Source organism: Kitasatospora sp. NPDC048239, assembly GCF_043202015.1.
Taxonomy (GTDB): domain Bacteria; phylum Actinomycetota; class Actinomycetes; order Streptomycetales; family Streptomycetaceae; genus Kitasatospora.
The window spans coordinates 39961-60153 of sequence record NZ_JBICZP010000024.1 but is presented as its reverse complement, the minus strand read 5'-3'; the positions used below and the strand labels follow the sequence as shown (position 1 = coordinate 60153).

General features: G+C 74.2%; 18 protein-coding genes. 10 read left to right on the top strand and 8 right to left on the bottom strand.

The features are described from left to right. Positions 1-145: 145 nt before the first annotated feature. Positions 146-418: a hypothetical protein gene (locus tag ACGFZP_RS37075; protein ID WP_392941286.1), complete on the bottom strand. Its 273-nt coding sequence runs from the start codon at positions 416-418 to the stop codon at positions 146-148. Positions 419-1141: 723 nt separating this feature from the next. Here ACGFZP_RS37075 and ACGFZP_RS37070 point away from each other — a divergent pair. The 5 genes from ACGFZP_RS37070 to ACGFZP_RS37050 all read left to right on the top strand — a co-directional run bounded on the left by ACGFZP_RS37070 (position 1142) and on the right by ACGFZP_RS37050 (position 5958). After that, a complete protein-coding gene (locus ACGFZP_RS37070) occupies positions 1142-2167 on the top strand; it encodes a polysaccharide deacetylase family protein (RefSeq protein WP_392941284.1) in 1026 nt (341 codons plus the stop codon). A 269-nt stretch (positions 2168-2436) separates the two neighbouring features. Further along, the gene (locus tag ACGFZP_RS37065; protein ID WP_392941283.1) at positions 2437-2871 is read left to right on the top strand and encodes a MarR family winged helix-turn-helix transcriptional regulator; all 435 of its coding nucleotides are present in this window, start codon (positions 2437-2439) and stop codon (positions 2869-2871) included. A gap of 38 nt (positions 2872-2909) precedes the next feature. Further along, positions 2910-3266, top strand: a complete 357-nt coding sequence (locus ACGFZP_RS37060) for a hypothetical protein (RefSeq protein WP_392941281.1) — start codon at positions 2910-2912, stop codon at positions 3264-3266. Between the two features lie 914 nt (positions 3267-4180). Next, entirely contained in the window at positions 4181-5164 is a 984-nt protein-coding gene (locus tag ACGFZP_RS37055; protein ID WP_392941280.1) for a GlxA family transcriptional regulator, read from the top strand. A 131-nt stretch (positions 5165-5295) separates the two neighbouring features. Beyond that, the gene (locus tag ACGFZP_RS37050; RefSeq protein ID WP_392941278.1) at positions 5296-5958 is read left to right on the top strand and encodes an isochorismatase family protein; all 663 of its coding nucleotides are present in this window, start codon (positions 5296-5298) and stop codon (positions 5956-5958) included. 34 nt (positions 5959-5992) lie between these two features. Here the strand turns inward: ACGFZP_RS37050 and ACGFZP_RS37045 are convergent, their stop codons facing one another. Beyond that, positions 5993-6787: a glutamate racemase gene (locus ACGFZP_RS37045; protein ID WP_392941276.1), complete on the bottom strand. Its 795-nt coding sequence runs from the start codon at positions 6785-6787 to the stop codon at positions 5993-5995. Between the two features lie 18 nt (positions 6788-6805). Between ACGFZP_RS37045 and ACGFZP_RS37040 the strand changes: the two genes are divergently transcribed. Continuing rightward, the gene (locus ACGFZP_RS37040; protein ID WP_392941275.1) at positions 6806-7984 is read left to right on the top strand and encodes a glycosyltransferase; all 1179 of its coding nucleotides are present in this window, start codon (positions 6806-6808) and stop codon (positions 7982-7984) included. A gap of 24 nt (positions 7985-8008) precedes the next feature. Next, positions 8009-8758: an SAM-dependent methyltransferase gene (locus ACGFZP_RS37035; RefSeq protein ID WP_392941274.1), complete on the top strand. Its 750-nt coding sequence runs from the start codon at positions 8009-8011 to the stop codon at positions 8756-8758. Positions 8759-8823: 65 nt separating this feature from the next. Here the strand turns inward: ACGFZP_RS37035 and ACGFZP_RS37030 are convergent, their stop codons facing one another. The 6 genes from ACGFZP_RS37030 to ACGFZP_RS37005 form a co-directional block, all read right to left on the bottom strand. Further along, positions 8824-9702 (bottom strand): alpha/beta fold hydrolase, encoded by an 879-nt coding sequence (locus ACGFZP_RS37030; RefSeq protein WP_392941273.1) that lies wholly within the window; start codon positions 9700-9702, stop codon positions 8824-8826. 104 nt (positions 9703-9806) lie between these two features. Then, a complete protein-coding gene (locus tag ACGFZP_RS37025; protein WP_392941271.1) occupies positions 9807-11006 on the bottom strand; it encodes a glycosyltransferase family 4 protein in 1200 nt (399 codons plus the stop codon). Between the two features lie 2 nt (positions 11007-11008). Continuing rightward, positions 11009-12208: an ABC transporter ATP-binding protein gene (locus ACGFZP_RS37020; protein WP_392941269.1), complete on the bottom strand. Its 1200-nt coding sequence runs from the start codon at positions 12206-12208 to the stop codon at positions 11009-11011. Next, positions 12198-13103 carry an ABC transporter permease gene (locus tag ACGFZP_RS37015; protein ID WP_392941268.1) on the bottom strand — a complete coding sequence of 302 codons (906 nt, stop codon included), beginning with the start codon at positions 13101-13103 and terminating at the stop codon, positions 12198-12200. The genes ACGFZP_RS37020 and ACGFZP_RS37015 overlap by 11 nt, the downstream gene beginning before the upstream one ends. A gap of 260 nt (positions 13104-13363) precedes the next feature. Then, positions 13364-14035, bottom strand: a complete 672-nt coding sequence (locus ACGFZP_RS37010; RefSeq protein WP_392941266.1) for a thiol:disulfide interchange protein DsbA/DsbL — start codon at positions 14033-14035, stop codon at positions 13364-13366. Between the two features lie 252 nt (positions 14036-14287). Further along, on the bottom strand, positions 14288-15397 hold the full coding sequence (locus ACGFZP_RS37005) for a glycosyltransferase family 4 protein (protein WP_392941265.1): 1110 nt from the start codon (positions 15395-15397) through the stop codon (positions 14288-14290). 306 nt (positions 15398-15703) lie between these two features. Between ACGFZP_RS37005 and ACGFZP_RS37000 the strand changes: the two genes are divergently transcribed. The 3 genes from ACGFZP_RS37000 to ACGFZP_RS36990 all read left to right on the top strand — a co-directional run bounded on the left by ACGFZP_RS37000 (position 15704) and on the right by ACGFZP_RS36990 (position 20158). Further along, complete coding sequence (locus ACGFZP_RS37000) at positions 15704-16849, top strand: glycosyltransferase family 4 protein (RefSeq protein WP_392941263.1); 1146 nt, start codon at positions 15704-15706, stop codon at positions 16847-16849. Positions 16850-17174: 325 nt separating this feature from the next. After that, positions 17175-19022 carry a tyrosine-protein kinase family protein gene (locus ACGFZP_RS36995; protein ID WP_392941262.1) on the top strand — a complete coding sequence of 616 codons (1848 nt, stop codon included), beginning with the start codon at positions 17175-17177 and terminating at the stop codon, positions 19020-19022. After that, on the top strand, positions 19019-20158 hold the full coding sequence (locus tag ACGFZP_RS36990) for a glycosyltransferase (protein ID WP_392941260.1): 1140 nt from the start codon (positions 19019-19021) through the stop codon (positions 20156-20158). The genes ACGFZP_RS36995 and ACGFZP_RS36990 overlap by 4 nt, the downstream gene beginning before the upstream one ends. The last annotated feature ends 35 nt before the right edge of the window (positions 20159-20193 follow it).

Genomic DNA, 20193 nt, shown 5'->3' with positions numbered 1-20193 from the left:
CGGCTGTTCAGGTGGCGCCGGCGCTCTTCACCACTGCGGCAAGCCCCCCCCCCGGCGCACGCTTCGGGCGGGCTGGAGGTCCTGCAACAGGATGCGGTGTCGGGACCGCGGCTGCCGCCGTGCCGACGGCTCCGGACGCCGAAGGTCAGAGCGTGGCGCCGCGCCGATAGCGCAGCAGCGCGAACGCGATCCGGCCGAGCAGCAGCACGCCCGCCGCGAGGCAGCCGGCGACCGCCATCGCCCAGGCCGGGCCGCCACTGTCCGGCACCTCCACGGCGACCACGATGCCGACCGCGAGACAGGCCAGGCCTACGACCGCCAGCGGGATCTGGTGGGTGACCAGGGCGCCGCCGCTCCACACGCGCGCCATCCGGGTCGCACCGTGCGGGTGGAGATGATCACGTTCCGCGTCTGCCATGAGTCCCAAGGTACCCCCGGGGAGCGCCGGAGGCAGCCTGCCCGGAATGGGAAACCATGGTCACGCTGAGCAACCGACGCGGGTCGGGCACCGAGGCGCTCGTTTGTACACCGGGCGCACACCCGATGCATCCCGGGGCGCCCGATTGCCTCCCAATCCCGGGCCGATTCAGGTCCGTTCCAGGTTCATGAAAAATCCTTGACGGTCCGGTACAACCATCTACGCGGTGTGCGGGTCTCCACTACATTGAGCGATCCAGGAGCCGTCCGTGGCGCGGGTTGGGAGTCCCCGCCGCAGACCGGAGAGCCCAGGGGGCGGAGCCGCCGCCCCCTGGTGTCGGAGGCCGGGCTCCGTCCTCCGACGGTACCGCCACGCCGCATCGGCGACCGAGGGGGAACCGTGCCGCAGTCCCAGTCCACGACGTCGACCTTCACGGCCGCCCTGGCCGACACCACCCTGGCCAGGGCCGGCAAGGCCAGCGCCAGGGGTTCGGCCGCCAGGGCCATGCCTGTCATCCCCGGCGGCACCGCGGGCAGTTCCGCCGCAGCCGGCCTGTCCGCGGTGCGCATGCCGGCGCACCCGCCCCATTCGCCCCAGTCCCTTTTGTCCCATCTGCCCCAGGCTCAGCCGACCCGCGCACCGCAACCGGCCCAGGCACCGCAACCGGCCCCGGCGGGCCCGACCGCGCTCGCCCCCGCGGCTCCGGCCGCCCCGCCGGCCCCCGTGACCCCGCCCGCCCCGGGGGCCCTCGCACCCCGGCCGGGCGCGGTCGGCCAGCCGGCCGCCTTCGACCAGCGGGCCACCGGGCGGCACGCCGCGCAGCCGCCCGCCTGTCGCTCCGACGGGCGGGGCGAATGGCTGCGCTTCGCCCCCGTCCAGCCGCTGTTCCGGGCCCGCGCGGCGCAGCGGCTGGCGGTGCTCGCCTACCACGGGGTGACCGACCCGAGCTCCTTCGGCGCCCAGCTGGACCGGCTGCGAAGACTCGCCACCCCCGTCTCGCTGGCCGCGGTCGAGCAGGCCGTCGCGGAACGACGCCCGCTGCCGGCGCGCAGTGTGCTGATCACCTTCGACGATGCCGACCGCAGCGTTCTCACCCATGCCCTGCCCGCACTCAACGACCGGGGCATCCCGGCCGCCGCGTTCGTGATCTCCGAACTGATCGGGACGGAGAAACCGTTCTGGTGGCACGAGGCGGACTTCCTCGCCCGGCACGGCGGGCGCGCCCGCTCGCTGGACTGCGGGCACCCGTCGCAGTTGCTGCCCCGGCTGAAGGCCATGCCCGACCCCGACCGGCGCCGCAGTCTGCAGGAGCTGCGGGTCAGTGCCGACCGGCGGCCGCCCCGTCAGGAACAGCTCACCCCCGCCGACCTGCTCGCCCTGCGCGAGGGCGGGGTCGCGATCGGCAACCACACCCAGGGGCACCCGTGCCTCGGCCGGTGCGACGACGCCACCGTCCGCGCGGAGATCACGGACGCGCACGAGGCACTCACCCGCTGGCTGGGCGAGCCGCCGGTGGCGTTCGCGTACCCCGACGGCGGCCACGACCCGCGTGCGGAAGCCGTCCTGCAGGAGCTGGGCTACCGGCTCGGCTTCCTCTCCGACCACCGGCTCGGCCCCCGGCTGCCCGATCACCCCCTTCAGATCAGCCGCCTCCAGGTCGACTCGACGACCAGCTCCCGCCGTTTCGACACCATCCTGTCCGGCCTGGAACCCGCCTACCGCCGCTGGCGCGGCCAGGCCGTCGCCTGAACCGTGCGCGGGGGGCGGGAGCGGGAGCGGCTCTGCGCCGGGGTCTCCGCGGGAGTAGGAGGTTGGCGGGTCCGACTTCCTACTCCCGGCCGGGCTCTCAGTTCGCTCATGCGCTCTCGTCCCGGGGGCGCCTCGGCTGGAAATATGTAGACCGGTCTAGTGAATTTAGGGTGGCCAGGGGCGGAAGGCTCGACGGGCAGCGCAAGCGGTCGGGCTCGGCAGGGGTTCGGCTTTGCGGGAGATATTACGAAATCGTATAATCCGAAACCGTGACATCCGAATCCGCGCCACCCGAGTGGTCGCCCCTGCTCGCACTACAGCGAGCCACCCACGCCACCCTGCAGGTACTCGCCGCAGAACTGGCCGATCTGGACCTGACCCCCTCCGAGATCAACGCGCTCGCCAACCTCGCCGACGGACGGGGCCGGACCGTCTCCGAACTCGGCGCAGCCGTCGGCACCCGCCCCACCACGCTGACCAGCGTCCTCGACCGCCTGGAACGACGCGGCCACATCACCCGCGGCACCCGCCCCGGAGACCGCCGCGCCGTACTCGTCGAACTCACCGCCTCCGGCCGCGCGGCAGCCACCACGATCCGCCAGACCGTCACCGACCTGGAGCGCCGCGCACTCGACGGCCTGCCGACCGAGACGCTCACCCATCTCCGTGCCGCCCTCCAAGCCCTGACCGAGGTGTCCTCGTGACCGCCCGACCTGCCGATTTCGATGCCTTGATCACCGAAGTGACCGCGACCGTAGGAGGGTTCGGCCACCGGGAACACGTCCGACTGACCTGGCTGGCCGTCCGGCGCTTCGGCGTGCCGGCAGCGACCGACCTGGTCAGCGAGGGCATCCAGCGCACCGCCCGCAAGGCGGGGAAGCCCGAGAAGTACCACGCGACCCTCACCCGGGCCTGGGCCGAGCTGATCGGCCACCACGCCGCCGAGCACGGGGAGGAGGACTTCGCCGCGTTCGCCGACCGCAACCCCGCCCTGCTCGACAAGGACCTGCCGACCCGCTTCTACCGCCCGGAGACCCTGGCCGGCGAGGCGGCGAAGTCGGGCTGGGTCGAGCCCGACCTCACTCCCTTCCCCTGGTAGGGCGCCGCCTGCCGGTAGCACCCGAGGGGGGACCCGACCTCACCCCCTGCCCCTAGAAGGGCGCCGCCTGCCGGCAACGCCCGGAGGCGGCAGAGCGGGCGTAGCCGGGCATCGGCCGTCCGGCGCCTGGAGGACCACACGCGCGCGTTCGCTGCGCTCGCGAGTCCAGCAGGTAGACCGGTCTACATATTCATCGCCCCGGGGCTTCGCGGCGCCCGAATATGTAGACCGGTCTACAGACCTTGCATCTGTCGCGCGGACGCACAGGAAGTCGGCCGGTCCGACTTTCCATGCCACGGGGCGCCGCGACCCCTCCGGTTACACCCGCGCCGGCTCTGGCACTGGCGCCGCCACTCAGTAGACCGGTCTACATATTCGCTGCCCTGGCAGCTGCGCGCAGGAAGTCGGCCAGTCCGACTTCCTGTGCCATGGCGGCCCCCGCGCCCCAAACTCAGCCCCCACTTGCGCCGGGGCAGAAATCAGTAGACCGGTCTACATATTCATCCCGGGCAGCCAGCGCGTAGGAAGTCGGACTGGCCGACTTCCTACGCCGCAGCCACACCGCCGAGCGCGGCTTCACGAGAAAAATCACTAGACCGGTCTACATAGTTGACCGCCACGCGCCCGCGCAGGAAGTCGGCCGGTCCGACTTCCTGCGCGACGAGGCCCGCAACACGCTCCCACCCCACCGACTCTGGTCGGCGGACTCGGACGGACAGGGCAGGCCGACGGGGCAGCCGGGCGGGCACCGGGCACCGGGCACCGGGCACCGGGCACCGGGCACCGGGCACCGGGCACCGGGCACCGGGCAAAACCATAGACCGGTCTACATATTCCACCGTCCGACGCCCGATGGCCGAATGTGACAGATCGCCGTCATTGCAGTCATCAAGCGATGCCGACACGATGGGTGCATGCCCACCCCCCACCGCGTTGTCATCGCGGTCTTCCCGGATGTCGACCTGCTCGACGTCACCGGCCCGGCCGAGGTCTTCGCCCTGGCCAACCGGGAGACCGGCGGTCGGGCGGCCTATGAGGTCCGTCTGGCGGGGCCCGACGGCGGTCTGGTCGTCACGTCGGCCGGCGTGCGGCTGATGGCGGACCTGGCCTTCGCCGACGTGGGCGCCGCGGTGGACACACTGCTGGTGCCCGGCGCGGTGGACCTGCGCCCGGACGGCCCGGTCGCCCGGGTCGACGACAACGTGGTCGAGTGGGTCAGGGCCACGGCTCCGCACGCACGGCGGATCGCGTCGGTGTGCGTGGGCGCCCACCTGCTCGCCGCGGCCGGGTTGCTGGACGGGCGGCGGGCGACCACGCACTGGTCGACCGCGGCGCAGCTCGCGGCCGAGCATCCGGAGGTGCGGGTCGACGCCGACCCGATCTTCGTCCGCTCCGGCCGGGTGTGGACCGGCGCGGGCATCAGCACCTGCATGGATCTGGCACTCGCCCTGGTGGCCGAGGACCACGGCGAGGAGCTGGCGCTGGCCGTGGCGAGGCAGCTGGTGATGTATCTCCGGAGGCAGGGCGGCCAGAGCCAGTTCAGCGTCCCGCTGAGCCGGCCCGCCCCTGCCCGCAGGGACATCGACGAACTTCGGGTGTTCATCACCGAGCACCTCGACGAGGACCTGTCGGCGCCCGCGCTGGCCGAACGCATGTGCCTGAGCGAGCGCCATTTCGCCCGGGTCTTCCGCCAGGAGACGGGCACCAGCCCGGCCGCCTATGTGGAGGCCGCCCGGGTCGAGGCGGCCCGCCGTCTGCTGGAGACCACCGACCAGCCGCTGGACCGGATCGCGGCGACCGTGGGCATGGGATCGGTGGAGACCCTGCACCGCGCCTTCCGCAAGCAGATCAGCACCACCCCGGCGTCCTACCGCCGCCGCTTCCGCACGGCTTCCTAACCAACCGCGCCACCGACGTCCCAAACCTCTCGACGTCCCGACCTCTCGACGTCCCCACCCCGTTCGGCCTGCGCGCACCCGCTCCCGCGGCTTCGCCATGCCGATTTCCGATCCGAAAGGACCCTCTGTCCATGAACGCCTCCGCCACCCTGCGCGACGTCATCGGCCTCGACAACACGCTGCCCCGCCTCGACGGGACCACCCTGGTGATGATCGACTTCCAGAACACCTACCGCACCGGCGTCATGGCCCTCGACGGCGCCGAGGCGGCCCTGGCCGCCGGGGCCCGGCTGCTGGCCGCCGCCCGCGCGGCCGGCACCCGGGTCGTCCACGTCCTCAACGACGGGGGCGAGGGCACCCCCTACGACATCCGCGCCGAGATCGGCGCCATCAGCCCCGAGGTGGCACCGATCGAGGGCGAGCCGGTCGTGGTCAAGCAGGTCCCCAACGCCTTCCACGGCACCGACCTGGAGCAGACCCTGCGCGATCTGGGGGCCGGACCGGATCTGGTGCTGGCCGGGTTCATGACCCACATGTGCGTCACCTTCACCGCCCAGGGCGCCTTCTACCTCGGCTACCGGCCGACCGTCGTCGCCGAGGCGACCGCCACCCGTTCCCTGACGGCGCCCGACGGCACCCTCGTCCCCGCCGCCACCCTCCAGACGGCGAGCCTGACCACCATCGCCGATCTCTTCGGCACGGTGGCCCCCATGGTCGAGCACCTCACCACCGACAAGCCCACCGCCGACAAGCCCACCGCCGAACTCACCACCGCCGAACACGCCGCCGTCTGACCCCACCGATCAGAGCGACGGCGCTCCCAAACGGTCAGCCCGCAGGAGTCGGCGCAGGAGCCGGCGCCGCACCGGCCAGGGCGCGCCCCTCCGCATAGCGCGCGGCCGCCGGCGAAAGGGCCACCGGCCGCCCGGCGTGCAGCACGGTCACCGTGCCCCCGCCCAGCCGGGCGGGACCGGTGACCCTGCGCAGCGCCTGGGCGACGACCGCCTCCGCGGAGCCGTGCAGCGTGAGCCCCGGCGCGGCCAGCGGGGCGACGGCGGCCCGGATGCGGTCGGCCACCAGTTCGTAGTGGGTGCAGCCGAGCACGATGGCCGCCGTCCCCGCGGGCGTGCGGGCCGTGGCGGCGGCGATGGCCCGGTCGATGGCGGCGTCGTCGGCGTGCTCGACCGCGTCCGCGAGCCCCGGGCAGGCGACCTCGGTGATCTCGGCGGTCCCGCCGAAGTCACGGATCAGCCCGCGCTGGTACGGGCTGCCGGTGGTCGACGGGGTCGCCCAGATGGCCACCCGACCGCCGAGGGCGGCGGCCGGCTTGACGGCCGGCACCGTGCCGATGACCGGCAGTCCCGGCTCCAGCTCGGCCCGCACCGCGGCCAGCGTGTGGACGGAGGCGGTGTTGCAGGCGATCACCAGCGCGTCCGGCTCCAGGGCTGCGGCGGCCCGGGCGCAGCCGAGCGCCAGCGCGGTCACCTCCTCGAGCGTGCGCGGCCCCCACGGCATCGAGTCGGGGTCGGAGGAGAGCACCAGGTCGGCGTCCGGGCGCAGCTTCCGAAGCGCGGCGGCGGCGGCCAGCAGGCCGATTCCGGAGTCCATCAGTGCGATCTTCACAGAGCAAGACTTTAGTCGATGCCCCGCTCCGGGCCCCCTGTGCGGCAGACTGCCCAGGTGACCGTCCTGCTGTGGATCGCCCTGCTCTCCCTGCTGGTCTGGCTCTGGCTGGCGTGCTGCCACGGCCTTTTCTGGCGCACCGACGTCCGCCTCCCGGCGCGCCGCCCGCCCGCCCGGTGGCCGCAGGTCGCGATCGTGGTGCCGGCCCGCGACGAGGCCGAGGTGCTGCCGGTCAGCCTGCCCGCCCTGCTCGCGCAGAAGTACCCCGGGCGGGCCCGGGTGATCCTGGTGGACGACCACAGCGGGGACGGCACCGGCGCGCTCGCCGCCGCACTGGCCTCCCCCGGGGGCCTGGAGCTGACCGTCACCACCCCTCCCCCGCTGCCGTCCGGCTGGACGGGCAAGCTGTGGGCGCTGCGGCACGGCGTGGAGCTGGCCGGCCCGGACCCGGAGTACCTGCTGCTCACCGACGCCGACATCGCGCACGGTCCGGACTCGCTCGCCGAGTTGGTCGCGGCCGCCGAGACCAACGGCCTCGACCTGGTGTCCCAGATGGCCCGGCTGCGGACCGGGAGCGGCTGGGAGCGGCTGATCGTGCCGGCCTTCGTCTACTTCTTCGCCCAGCTGTACCCGTTCCGCCGGAGCAACCGGCCGGGGGGCCGGACAGCCGCGGCGGCGGGCGGCTGCTCGCTGGTACGGCGTGAGGCGCTGGAACGGGCGGGCGGCGTGGCGGCGATCCGGGGGGCGGTGATCGACGACGTCTCGCTGGCCCGCGCGGTGAAGTCGACCGGCGGCCGGATCTGGCTGGGGCTGGCGGAGCAGGTGGACAGCGTCCGCCCGTACCCGCACCTGGCCCAGCTGTGGCGGATGGTGTCGCGCAGCGCGTACGCGCAGCTGAGGCATTCTCCGCTGCTGCTCGCCGGAACGGTCCTCGGCCTGGTGCTGGTGTACCTGGTGCCGCCCGCGGCCACCGTGGCGGGGCTGGCCACCGCCGACTGGGCGGTGGCGGCGGCCGGGGGCGCGGCCTGGGCGCTGATGGCGGGCACCTTCGTGCCGATGCTCCGCTACTACCGCCTGCCCGCCCCGGGCGCGTTGCTGCTGCCGTTCACGGCCTCGCTGTACCTGGTGATGACGGTGGACTCGGCGGTCCAGCACTGGCGCGGTCGCGGAGCCGCCTGGAAAGGGCGCACATACTGAGTCCGGTTGGTCCAGACTGTTCGAATGGACCGTCAAACGATCTCCCGGCTCGCCCATGTCCACCACCCGATCGCCGCGCCGATCACCGACGACTCGGTGGCCCGGCTGCTCGACCGGGCGAGCGCCCACACCGGGACGGGCCGGGCACTGGACCTCGGCTGCGGTGAGGGCGCCTGGCTGGTCCGCCTGCTGACCGCGCGCCCGAACTGGCAGGCCGTCGGGGTGGATCTGGACGTGGCGGCGCTGACCCGGGCCCGGGAGACCGCGCAGGCCCTCGGGGTCGAGCGGCGGATCGGCCTGCACCACACGGACGCCGGGGAGTTCAAGGCCGCCGAGCCCTTCGACCTCGTCCTGAACGTCGGCGCGACGCACGCCTTCGGCGGCCTGTTGCCGACCCTGGCCGCGGCCCGGGAGCACCTGGCGCCCGGCGGGCTGGTCCTGGTCGGCGAGGGCTTCTGGGAGCGCGAGCCGTCCCAGGCCGCCCTGGACGGACTGGGCGCCGCCCGGGAGGACTTCGCGGATCTCGCGACCACCACCGACCGGGTGATCGCGGACGGCTGGACGCCGGTGTACGGCTATGTGAGCAGCCCCCAGGAGTGGGACGACTACGAGTTCTCCTGGACGGGTTCACTCGCCGCGTGGGCGCTGGCCCACCCGGAGCACCCGGACGCGGCGGCCGCCCGCGCGGCCGCCGACCGCCACCGCACCGAGTGGCTGCACGGCTACCGGGGCACCTTCGGCTTCGTCACCCTCCTGCTGCGCCGCACCGACTGACGGCGGACCCGGACCGCCCGGCCGGGTCCGCCGATTCCCGCCGGGCGCGAATCGTCGGACGCGGCCTACGGCTTCTGGGTACGGGCCAGGAAGTCGTCGATCAGCGGCGCGATCTCCGGCAGCTTCTCCTCCAGCGCGAAGTGCCCGGTGTCGAGGACGTGCAGTTCGGCGTCCGGCAGGTCGCGCAGGAAGGCGCGGGCGCCGGGTTCGGTGAAGAACGCGTCGTTGCGCCCCCAGACGATCAGCGTGGGCGGCCGGTGGGTGCGCAGCCACTCCTGCCAGGCGGGGTAGAGCTCCAGGTTCGAGTGGTAGTCCAGGGCGAGTTCGACCTGGATGTCCTTGCGGCCGGGCAGGTCGAGGAAGTGCTGGTCGAGCGTCCAGCCGTCGGGGGCGACCAGTTCGGCGTCCCCGGTGCCGCCCTCGTACTGGCTGCGGGTGATCTCCAGGGTGAGGATGGCGCGGGCCCGCTCGGCGGCGCCCTCGACGCCGTGCCGGTTGGCGATGAACTCCCGTGCGAGGTCGGAGAGCCCCTCCTCGTAGGCGTTGCCGTTCTGGACCACCAGTCCGGTGATCCACTCCGGCCGCCGGGTGGCCAGCCGCAGGCCGACGGGGGCGCCGAAGTCGAAGACGTACAGGGCGAACCGGTCGAGGCCGAGGGACAGGCAGAAGCCCTCGACCACGTCCGCCAGCGTGTCGAACCGGTAGCGGAAGTCCGCCGGCGCCGGGCTGTCGCTGTGGCCGAAGCCGGGGTAGTCCGGGGCGATCAGGCGGTAGCGGGTGCCGAGCACGTCGAAGAGCCGTCGGAACTGGTGCGAGGCGGAAGGGAATCCGTGCAGCAGCAGGAGGACCGGCGCATCGGCCGGGCCGGTCTCCCGGTAGAAGATCCGCAGCCCGTCGACGTCGGTGTAGCGGTGCCGGATGTGCGGGATCGTCAGCTCTGTCATACCGCACATCCAACCACGGATAACGTTAAATGTCTCCAGTTAGCGTTAGCTAACCCGTTGGCGATAGCCAACCGTCCAGACCGCCACTCGCACCTCCGCCCGGGTCACCGTCCGAGCAGCCGCAGTGCGGCCGGCTTGGTGAACTCGTACCGGACCATCTGCTCCAGATCGCGCAGCCAACCGGCCGCCCCCGCCGGGCGGTCGAGCACCCGGGCGTACAACTCCTCGAAGGCGGTGGTGACGCTGTCCAGTGAGAACCGCCCGACCACCCACTCCCGGCCCCAGGCGCCGAGCCGCGCCCGCCGGTCCGGGTCGTCGAGCAGCGGGCGCAGCTGCCCGGCGAGCGCCTCCGGCGAGCGCTCGCCGCTCCCGAAGCCGTACATGCAGCGCGAGGCGTGCGGCTCGACCAGCGGGCCCGGTTCGTGCACGGCGGTGTACCCGGCCGCGCCGTGGACGACCACGGGCTTGGCGAAGGCCAGGCCGCGCAGGGCCGAGCCGCCCATCCCGAGGACGATGTCGGCCGCCTGGTAGGCGGGGCGCGGGTCGGCCAACGGGCCCGGGACGAGCACCGCCTGGCGCCCGAGCTCGGCGTTCACCGCGGCGGCCCGCGCGCGCAGGGCGGCCTGACTGGGCCCGGTGCCGACGACGACGAGCCGCACCCGCGGGTCGGCGAGCCGACGGACGGCCTCCACGGTGAGTTCGGCGCCGGCGTCCTTCTCCAGCGCCGGCACCAGCCTGGTCACGATGGCGAGCAGCAACTCGTCGTCGGCGATGCCGTGTTCGCGGCGGAACGCGGCGCCGTCCACCTGGCCGGGCGCGTCCGCCGCGGTGTTCACGGGCGGTTCGATCAGGCTGACGTCCCGGTGGCCGAAGGCCCGGCCGTCCCCCAACAGCGCGCCCAGGCCGAGTACCAGCGGCTGGTGGCGGGGCAGGCCACGCAGCATCCGGATGCCGTAGAACGTGGAGACCACCGGCAGCCGGCCGTAACGCCCGGGCCCGAAGTAGGAGTTGCGGGCGGCCCGGACCTCCCAGGCGTGCAGCAGCTGGCTGCCGTGCTCGGCGGCCAGTCGGCCGAGCCGGCGGCGGACCTCGCCGTGCGGGCTGTCGGGCCCGCCCGCGACGACCACCTCCAGACCGTGCCCGGCGGCGACCTCCACCAGCGGGGCGGGGCCGGCCACCCCCTGCGCGAACAGCACCGGGTCGTGCCCGCGATCGCGCAGGGTGCGGGCGATGTCGACCGCGTTGAGCTGGGCCCCGCCCAGGGCGAGGTTGTTGAGATGGACCAGCACCCGGACAGGTCTCAAGGTCACTCCTCCCAGCGGTGCGGGACGAACACCGGCGCGGCCAGCACGACGGCGCGCGGCGGGGTGTCCAACATCGGGCCGAACACGTCGAACTGGCCGACCGAGTGCCAGCTCATCAGCGTCCCGCCATCGGTGCGGCCGATGCTGTAGACGCCCGCCCAGAGCGTGTACCTGCCGCGGGGCACCGGCAACCTGGGTATCACGCAGGCCACTTGGTGGTCCTCGCCGGTGAGCCGGACTTCGTGGCTGATCTGGAAGATCGGGCTGGAGGTGCCCTCGCTGACACCAAGGTGCAGGGTGGCGTCGCCGCGGTAGTCGCCGCCGAGGGTCAGCTCGACGGTCATCGGCTCGTCGGTGGTGAGGCTGTCGCGGCCCTCCCCCCGGACCTCGTGCTTGAGCAGCTGCAGCGGCTCGCCCGTCCGGGCGCCGGCCTCGGACTGCGCCTCGATGCTGTCGCGGTAGCCGGACATGGCCTCCTTGATGCCGGCGTCCACCCGCACCGAGCCCTGCTCCAGCCAGATGCCGCGCCGGCAGATGGACTCCACGGCGGGCAGGTCGTGCGAGACGAAGACGATGGTGGTGCCCTGTTCGGCGACCTCGCGCATCCGGTCCAGGCAGCGCTGCTGGAAGACGGCGTCGCCGACCGCCAACACCTCGTCCACCAGCAGCACATGGGGCTCCAGGTAGGCGGCCACGGCGAAGCCCAGGCGCATCTGCATACCGGAGGAGTAGAACTTCACCTGCCGGTCGATGGCGCCGCCGAGCCGGGCGAACTCGACGATGTCGTCGAAGCGGGTGGCCACCTCGCGGCGCCGCAGTCCGAGCAACGCGCCGAAGAGGTAGATGTTCTCACGGCCCGTCAGGTCGGGGTGGATGCCCGCCCGGATCTCGATCAGGGCGCCGATCCGCCCGCGCACGTCGATGATGCCGCCGTACGGGTACATGACCCTGGTCAGCATCTTCAACAGGGTGGACTTGCCCGAGCCGTTGGAGCCGATCAGGCCGACCGACTCCCCGGGCTCGATGTGCATGCTGATGTCGCGCAGCGCCCAGCGCCAGTCCTCGCCCTTCTCGCCGCGCAGCCGGCGGGCCATCGACTCGACCTTGTCGCGCAGCAGCATCCGCTGCTGGTCGGCCTTGAAGCGCTTCCACACCTGCTCGGTCCGGATGGTGCCCAACGGCAGGGTCTGGTCAGGCGACATCGGCGATCCCCGTCTCCAGCTTCTTGAACAGCAGATAGCCGCCGACCAGGAACACCACCGAGGAGGCGGCCGCGATCGCGGTGAGTGTGAAGTCCGGTGCGCTGTCGTACAGCAGCGCGTTGCGGTAGCCCTCGATCACGGCGCCGAGCGGGTTGAGGCCGACGTACAGCTCCTGCAGGCCCGGCGGGATCTGCCCCAGCGGGTAGGCGACCGGGGTGGCGAAGACGCCCATCTGCGTGATGATCGGCAGCAGGTGGCGCACGTCGCGCAGATAGACCACGGCCACCGAGAGGACCAGCGCGACGCCGTAGGTGAAGGCGAACTGGACGGCCAGCAGCGGCAGCACCCAGAGGAGGGTGGCGGAGGGGGCCGTCCAGAACAGCAGGAAGAGCACGCCGAGGACGGCGGTGCCGATCAGCATGTCCACGGTGGCGACCAGCATGGTCGCCAGCGGGAAGACCTCCCGCGGGCAGTACACCTTGTTGAGCAGGCTGAGGTTGTTGGCCAGGCTCAGCGCGCCCTGGTTCATGGTGTTGGAGAAGAACTGCCAGACGATCAGGCCGACATAGGCGAACAGCGGGTACGCCGCACCCTCGGTGTCGACGTGCACGGCCCGGCGGAACACCAGCGTGAAGATGGCGCAGAGCGCGAGCGGGGTCAGCACCGCCCAGGCGAAGCCGAGTACCGCCTGCTTGTACCGCGCCCGCAGATCGCGCTCCGCCAGGGCGCGGACCAGCTCCCGCGCCCCCCAGAGCTCCCGGGCCACCTGCACGGGGCGCAGTCGGCGTTTGAAGACGAGTTCGGGCGGCGGCCCCTCGGCGACCGCGGGCCGCCGCGGGCCGGCCGCCGTCCGGCGTTCGTGCTCGTCGACGAGCTGCGCGCGTTGTCCCCCCACGGACCCCTGCTCTCTCCGGTACCGCCGGTATCGAGAAGTGGGCCCTCCGCCACGGCAGTTCCGCGCTCACACGGCTGCGCGCCGCAGCGGTGCGGCCCGGCGTCCACTCTGGCACAGAGTGTGGTCGTGGGGGGTCGGTTCAGTGAAGGTGATCGGGTCGGAATCGGCCGGATCCAGGCCGGACCGGTCCCGGATCCGGGCCGGGTCGGTACCGGGTCAGTGCCGGGTCGGTACCGGGTCAGTGCCGGGTCGGTACCGGGTCAGTGCCGGCGCTGGGACTGCTCCTGCTGGACGAGCTGGTCGAGGACCTCGGGCATCGCCTCGACGCCGCCGGCCCTGGTCGGCGAGGTGCGGTACTCGCCCTGGACGACGACGGTCGGCAGCTCGTTGATCTCGTAGCGGACGAACAGCGCGGCGGCCTCGTCGGTGGCCTGCTGGACCTCGGTGGAGCGGTAGGCGGTCCGGAACTGCTGCGCGTCCACGCCCTGGCTCACCGCCCAGTTGGCGGCGGAGTCCTCGGTGATGACGTCCAGCTCGTTGTCGTGGACGGCTCGGAAGGCGCTGACCTGCAGCCGCTCGACCAGGCCGAGGCGCTCCAGCGTGTAGTACAGGCGCGCGTGACCGCGCTGCGCGTGCTCCTCGGGGCTGCCCTGCCAGATCGCGGGCACCCGGCGCAGGTTGACGTCGGCGCGGTGCTTCTCCGTCCAGGCCTGGAGCGGCTTCTCCAGCTTCTGGGAGTGGCCGCAGTCGTACCAGAAGAACTCGATCGCCTCGGTGCGGGCGCTCTCGCGCACCGGCTGGGGGTGGTCGAGCCGGGCGTACTGGGCGCCCTCGCGGGGCGGCTCCTGGGTGACGGCGCCGGCCTGGACGGGGGATGCGGCGATCCCGGTGGCGACGGCGAGCAGAATGGTGGACCTCAGTAGTGATTTCACACCGCGAAGTGTGGCGGTGACGTTTCGTTACCGGCAGGTTCGGCCGGTGCTGCCGGGCCGGGATTCGCCCGTTCGGCGCAGCCCGGCCGGAGGCCCCGCCGGCAACCCCGCCGACAGCCCGGCCGACAGCCCGACCCGGCACGGTACGACTACGACCAGACCGCCTGCCGACCCGTGCCGGCCCGAGAGCACCCGGGCCGGCACGGCGCTACACGGCTCCGCATGGCACCCGGCGCACCCGGCGCACCCCGATCAGCGCGCCACCTCCGCGAACAGCCGCTGCCAGGCGTCCGCCACCACGCCGAGCTCGAAATGCGCCAGCGCGTGCTCACGGGCCGCGGCCCCGTACCCGGCGCGGTCGCCGGCCAGCACCTTGGCGAGCGCCTCGGCGAGGGCGAGCGGGTCGCCGGGAGCGACCAGCGCACCCGTCGCGCCGTCCCGGACGACCGTCGAGACCCAGCCGACGTCGGTCGCGACGGCGGGCACCCCGGCCAGCGCGGCCTCGATCAGGACGCCGGGCACGCCCTCGCTGTCGCTGGTGAGCAGCAGCGCGTCGGCGGCCCGGTAGAGCGGGGCCGGGTCGGCGAGGGTGCCGAGGAAGTGGGTGCGGGCGGCGGCCGGGTGCTGTTCGAGGGCGGCCCGCAGCGGACCGTCCCCGGCCACCGCGAGGCGGACGTCGGGCAGCCGGTCGAGGGCGTCGAGTGCCAGGTCGAGCCGCTTCTCCGGGGCGATCGCGCCGACCCAGGCGACCAGCAGTGCGTCGACCGGCAGGCCGAGCGCCTGCCGGGCGGCGCGGCGCTCGTCCTCGTCGGCGGCGGGCGGGTAGCGGTCGGCGGCCCGGGCGTTGGGGATGGTGCGGACCTTGGCGGCGGGCAGCCGGAAGCGCTCCAGCAGGACGGCGCGGGCCTCGTCGGCGAGGGCGGTGACGGCGGCCGCACGGTGCAGCAGGGTGCCGGTGCGCAGCCGGCGGACGGGGCTCGCGGTCCAGTGCCGGGGGTCGCCGATGGAGACGTAGGCGAACGGGGTGCGGGTGCCGGCCAGGGCGAGGGCGCAGGCGGGCAGGGTGCTGGAGCCGTGGGCGAGGACGAGGTCCGCGGTGCGGGCGGCGGAGCGCAGGGCGAGCAGGGTGGCGGGGTGCAGCCGGCCGGGGCCGAGCACGGTGGTGGCGAGGGTGTCGGGCGCGTCGGGGTGGGCGTCGGGGTGCGGGGCGAGGGCGCGCAGGGCGGAGGCCTGGCCCCGGCGGCGCAGCTCCCGGTGGAGGTCCCGGGCGAGGTTCTGGGCGCCGCGGCGGCGCGGGTCGGTGATCAGGTGCAGGATGCGGGGGCGGGTTCCGGCCGTCTTGGCCGACGCAGCGTCGGGCATGGGAACGACCTTGGCACAGGCCCCGGCGCGGTACAGCCCCTTCGCGCCAGCCGGTGGTGGCCCGTGCACCGGCGCGCCTGCCCCGACGGGCGCCGTTTTCGTGCGGTCGTACGCCGGTGCGGGTGCTTGTACGCCCTGTTTCGCGCCCTCGGCCGCTCTCGACCGCCCCCGCCTGCCCCACACCCCGGACGGCCGGGCTCACCGATTCCCTGGCGGGCCGCACCCGCCACCTGCGATGCTGATCGGCAGTCAGGGTGCCGGCCGGCATGGGAGACCGGCCGCGCCCATCAGGGCGGGGGTTGGCCGGTGCATGTGCTCTACGTGATCGACAGCGTCAGCCGGGTCGGCGGGGCCGAGCAGGGGCTGGTGGCGATGGCCCCCCAACTGGTGCGGGCCGGCGTGAAACTGGACGTCGCGTACCTCAAGGACTCGCCCGGCGGGTTCCAGCCGGAGCTGACCGCGGCGGGCGTCGACGTGTTCGGTGTCGGCCGGGCCACCCGGGGGCGGACGGCCGCCGCGCTGCACCGCCTGATCCGCGAGCGCCGTCCGGAGCTCGTCCACACCACCCTGTACGAGTCGGACGTGCTCGGCCGGGCGGCCGCGCTGTCGGCCCGGACCCCGGTGGTGTCCAGCCTGGTCAACTCCTCGTACGGTCCGGAGCACCGGCACGCGCGCGGGCTCAGCCCGTGGAAGGTCCGCGCCGCGCAGGCGGTGGACGCGGCGACCGCCCAGGGCACCCGCCGCTTCCATGCGCTGACCAGGCATGTGGCCGGGGCGATGGCCCGCCGGCTACGGGTGTCCTCGGACCGGATCGACGTGGTGCCGCGCGGGCGCGACCCGGAGCTGCTGGGCACCGTCACCCCGGACCGGCGGGCCGCCGTCCGGACGGCGCTCGGCCTGCCGCAGGACGTGCCGGTGGTGCTGGCGGCGGCGCGCCAGCAGTACCAGAAGGGCCTGGACGTGCTGCTGGAGGCCTGGCCGGCGGTGCTCCGGGCCGAGCCGGAGGCGGTGCTGCTGCTGGCGGGCAGCGAGGGCGGCGAGACGGCCCGGCTGGAGGCGCTCGCCGGGGCGGCCGGCCAGGTGCGGTTCCTCGGGCCGCGCGGCGACGTCTTCGACCTGATGGCCGCCGCCGACGCGTTCGCGGTGCCGTCCCGCTGGGAGGGGCTGGGCAGCGCGGCGATGGAGGCGATGGGCGTCGGTGTGCCGCTGGTCTGCGCGGACGTCCCGGCCCTGCGCGAGACGGTCGGCTCGGAGGACTACGCCCGGCTGGTGCCGCCGGAGCGGCCCGCCGAGCTGGCGGCGGCGCTGGTCGACACCCTGGACGACCGGGCGGCGGCCCGGATGCGGGCGAAGTCGGCCCGGGCCCGGTTCCTGACGTCGTTCACCCTGCACCAGGTGTCGGTGCAGATGGTCGAGTTCTACGAGCGCTCGCTGCGACTGCGCCCGATCTGACCGGATTCGGCCCCTGCCGGCTCCCGGTGGGCCTCCAACCGCGCCCAGTATCGCCAAAGCGGTTGCGCCGCACGTCGCGGCTCGGCAAGCATCGCAGGGGGACTGGCGGGAGCGGCGGGCCGAGGGCGGGCCCGGTACGCGCGCCGCCACGGGGGAGCGCGTCGTCAGGGGGCGAGTTGCGACATCAGCCGAGGGATTCCACCGTGCCTGCGTCACGGCACAGGGACGGTTAGCAGCACCCGGACCGCAGCGCTCCCCCACGGGCCGCCCCCCGGGTGGGAGTTCCACAGCACCACCGCACCACGAACGCGAGGGGATCCAACCGGTGGAACCGGCAAACCACTTCACCGTCCTGCGGCGGTACTGGCGGCTGCTCGTCGGCTGCACGCTCGCCGCGCTGGTCGTCGGCTGGGTGCTCACCCCGGCCGGGGACACGGTGGACAACGCCAAATGGAAGTGCAAGGTCGCCATCACGCCGGTCGCGGGGGCCGGCGACACCGTGCGGGCCGACCAGGTGCTCTCGTACGCGCAGGGCTCGGACGTCGCGACGGCGGCGGCCAAGCAACTCGGCATCGCCGACGCGGCCGCGGTGATCGCCCGCCGCACCGTGACGGCCGACAGCGCCCAGATGCTGTCGATCGCCACCACCGGACCGACCCAGCAGTCCTGCTCCGACCTGGCCTCCGCGTACTCGGCCGCGATCATCAAGGGCTTCAGCGACGAGTCCGCCAAGAGCGCCGCCGAGACCATCAGGAAGCTGCAGGCCCAGGCGGACGGGCAGCAGAAGCAACTCGACGACATCCAGCAGCAGTACAGCCGCTCCTCGTTGGCCGACCAGCCCAAGCTCCTGCCGAAGCTGACCGCGGCCTCCACCTCGCTGACCGCCACCCTCACCTCGATCAGCAAGCTGCAGAACGGCGCCCAGACCGACGCCATCCAGCAGTGGGGCAGCATCGACGCCCGGCAGGGCGCCGGGAACCTGCTCACCTCGCCCAGCCGCAGCCTTCGCCTGGGCCTCGCGGTGTCCCTCGGCCTCGCCCTCGGCATCGTCGCCGCGCTGATGCTCAGCCGGATGGACACCCGGCTGCGCACCCGCAACGCCGTCGAGGAGGCGTTCAACCTGCCGGTGATCGGCGAGGTGCCGCAACTCTCTCGCCGGCTGCGGCGGTTGCGTGAACCGCTGGTCCGGGCCAGGCCCTCCGACCCGGCCACCGAGGCGTACCGCTCGCTGCGCTCCACCCTGCTGCTGACCGGCCCGGACACGCTCGCGCTGCCCGCCGGGCACACCGACCGGGAGGGCGCCGAGTCGGTCTCCCGCCGACTGGCCAACCCCGCCCCGGTGGTGCTGGTCGCCTCCGGCCGCAGCGGCGACGGGCGGACCACCACGGTGGCCAACCTGGCCGCCGCGCTCGCCGAGACCGGGCGCAAGGTCCTCGTCCTGGACTGCGACTTCCGCCACCCGCAGGCGCACGCCCACCTCGGGGTGGGCGGCGGCCCGGGGATGGCCGAGCTGCTCAGCGGCGAACAGCTGGGCGAACTGGACGAGTTGATCCGCCCGACCAACGTCGAGGGGGTCTTCCTGATCACCGGCGGCAACACCACCGCCTACCCCGCCGCGCTGGTCCTGCGGGCCGGCGAGGTGCTGCGCCGGGCCCGCCTGCAGGCGGACGTCATCCTGGTGGACACCTCCCCGCTGCTGCACGCCAACGACGCCTACGACCTCGTCCAGCACGCCGACGCGGTGCTGGTCGCGGTGCGAAGCGGCAATGTGACGCCGGAACAGGCCGACCGGGTCGCCGAGTTGCTCTCCCGCACCGGGGTGCCGGTGGCCGGGGTGGCGCTGCTCGGCACCTACGGCGCGTCCGGGCGGCGACGGCGCACCACGGGCGGCGGCCCGGCCCCGCTCGGCGCCCGGTCCGCGCAGCCCGCCCTGCCGCGTGCCACGACCCCGCCGCCGGCCCCGTCGACCGACCGGTCCGGGCCGAGCTGGGCCCGGCGCAGCGCCGGTGGCGGCGGCGCCAACGGCCGCGGCGGGCCGGGCGGACAGGGCGGGCCGAGCTGGCAGGGCGGCCACAACGCAGCCGGCGGCCACCGCGCGTCCGGCGGCCACGGCGGTGCCGCCGGCGGAGACCACGACGAACCGGCCCTGCTGCGCGAGGCGGAGGAGCGGTGAGCGGACGCACCCGGGTGCTCTGGCTGGCCAAGGGACTGGGCCGCGGCGGAGCCGAGCAACTGCTGGTCAACTGCGCACGCCACGCGGACACCGAGCGCTACGAGATCGAGGTCGCGTACGTGCTGCCGTGGAAGGACGCGCTGGCGCCCTCCCTCACCAAGGCCGGGGTCCGGGTGCACTGCCTGGGCGGCGTCCCGGGCACCCCCGGCCGGGCCGACCCGCGCTGGCCGCTGCGGCTGCGCCGACTGCTGGCCGCCCGCCGCTACGGCCTGGTGCACACCCACATGCCCCTACCGGCCGCCGCAGCCCGACTGCTGGCGTTCGGGCTCGGCGCCGGCGGCACACCGCGCCTGGTGCACACCGAGCACAACGTGTGGGACCGCTACCGCCCGGTCACCCGCTGGGCCAACGCGCTCACCTACCGGCGCAACGACGCGGTGATCGCCGTCTCGCACGCCGTCGAGCGGACCATCCCGCCCGCCCGCCGCCGCCCCGGCGCCTGGGTGCACGTCGTCCACCACGGCCCGGACCTCGGCGGCGCCCCGCAGGGCCCGGCCGCCCGCGCCGCGGCCCGCGCCGAACTCGGCCTGCCGCAGGACGCGTTCGTGGTCGGCACGGTCGGCAACCTGACCCCGAAGAAGGACCAGGCCACCCTGCTGGCCGCGCACGCCGCGCTGCGCCGCCACCACCCCGGCGCCCGCCTGGTGCTGATCGGCGCCGGGCCGCTGGACGCCCGACTGCGCGCCCGCGCGGCCGAGCTGGGCCTGACCGACGGCGTCCTGTTCGCGGGCTCCCGCCCGGACGTGCCGGCCCTGCTGCCCGCCCTGGACGTGTTCACCCTCAGCTCCCGCCAGGAAGGCCTGCCGGTGGCCCTGATGGAGGCGATGACCAGCGGCCTGCCGTCCGTGGTCACCCGGGTCGGCGGCATGCCGGAGGTGCTGGACGACGGCGGGCAGGGCTTCCTGGTGGCACCGGGCGACCCGGGCGCCCTGGCCGACGCCCTCGGCCGGCTGGCCGCCGACCCGGGGCTGCGGACCCGGCTCGGCGCGGCGGCCCGGCAGCGGTCCGGGCGCTTCGACGTGGCGGGCGCCCAGCAGGCCGTCGAGGCGGTGTACGAGCAGGTCCTGCAGCGCTGAAGCCCCGTGCGGCCGCACACCCACCGTAGGCCCCC

Excerpts from the sequence above, each read along its gene's own strand:
- ACGFZP_RS37055 (WP_392941280.1), top strand. The coding sequence starts at position 4,181 with ATGCCCACCCCCCACCGCGTTGTCATCGCGGTCTTCCCGGATGTCGAC.
- ACGFZP_RS37040 (WP_392941275.1), top strand. The coding sequence starts at position 6,806 with ATGCCCCGCTCCGGGCCCCCTGTGCGGCAGACTGCCCAGGTGACCGTC.
- ACGFZP_RS37050 (WP_392941278.1), top strand. The coding sequence starts at position 5,296 with ATGAACGCCTCCGCCACCCTGCGCGACGTCATCGGCCTCGACAACACG.
- ACGFZP_RS37035 (WP_392941274.1), top strand. The coding sequence starts at position 8,009 with ATGGACCGTCAAACGATCTCCCGGCTCGCCCATGTCCACCACCCGATC.
- ACGFZP_RS37030 (WP_392941273.1), bottom strand. The coding sequence starts at position 9,702 with ATGACAGAGCTGACGATCCCGCACATCCGGCACCGCTACACCGACGTC.
- ACGFZP_RS37075 (WP_392941286.1), bottom strand. The coding sequence starts at position 418 with ATGGCAGACGCGGAACGTGATCATCTCCACCCGCACGGTGCGACCCGG.
- ACGFZP_RS37020 (WP_392941269.1), bottom strand. The coding sequence starts at position 12,208 with ATGTCGCCTGACCAGACCCTGCCGTTGGGCACCATCCGGACCGAGCAG.
- ACGFZP_RS37005 (WP_392941265.1), bottom strand. The coding sequence starts at position 15,397 with ATGCCCGACGCTGCGTCGGCCAAGACGGCCGGAACCCGCCCCCGCATC.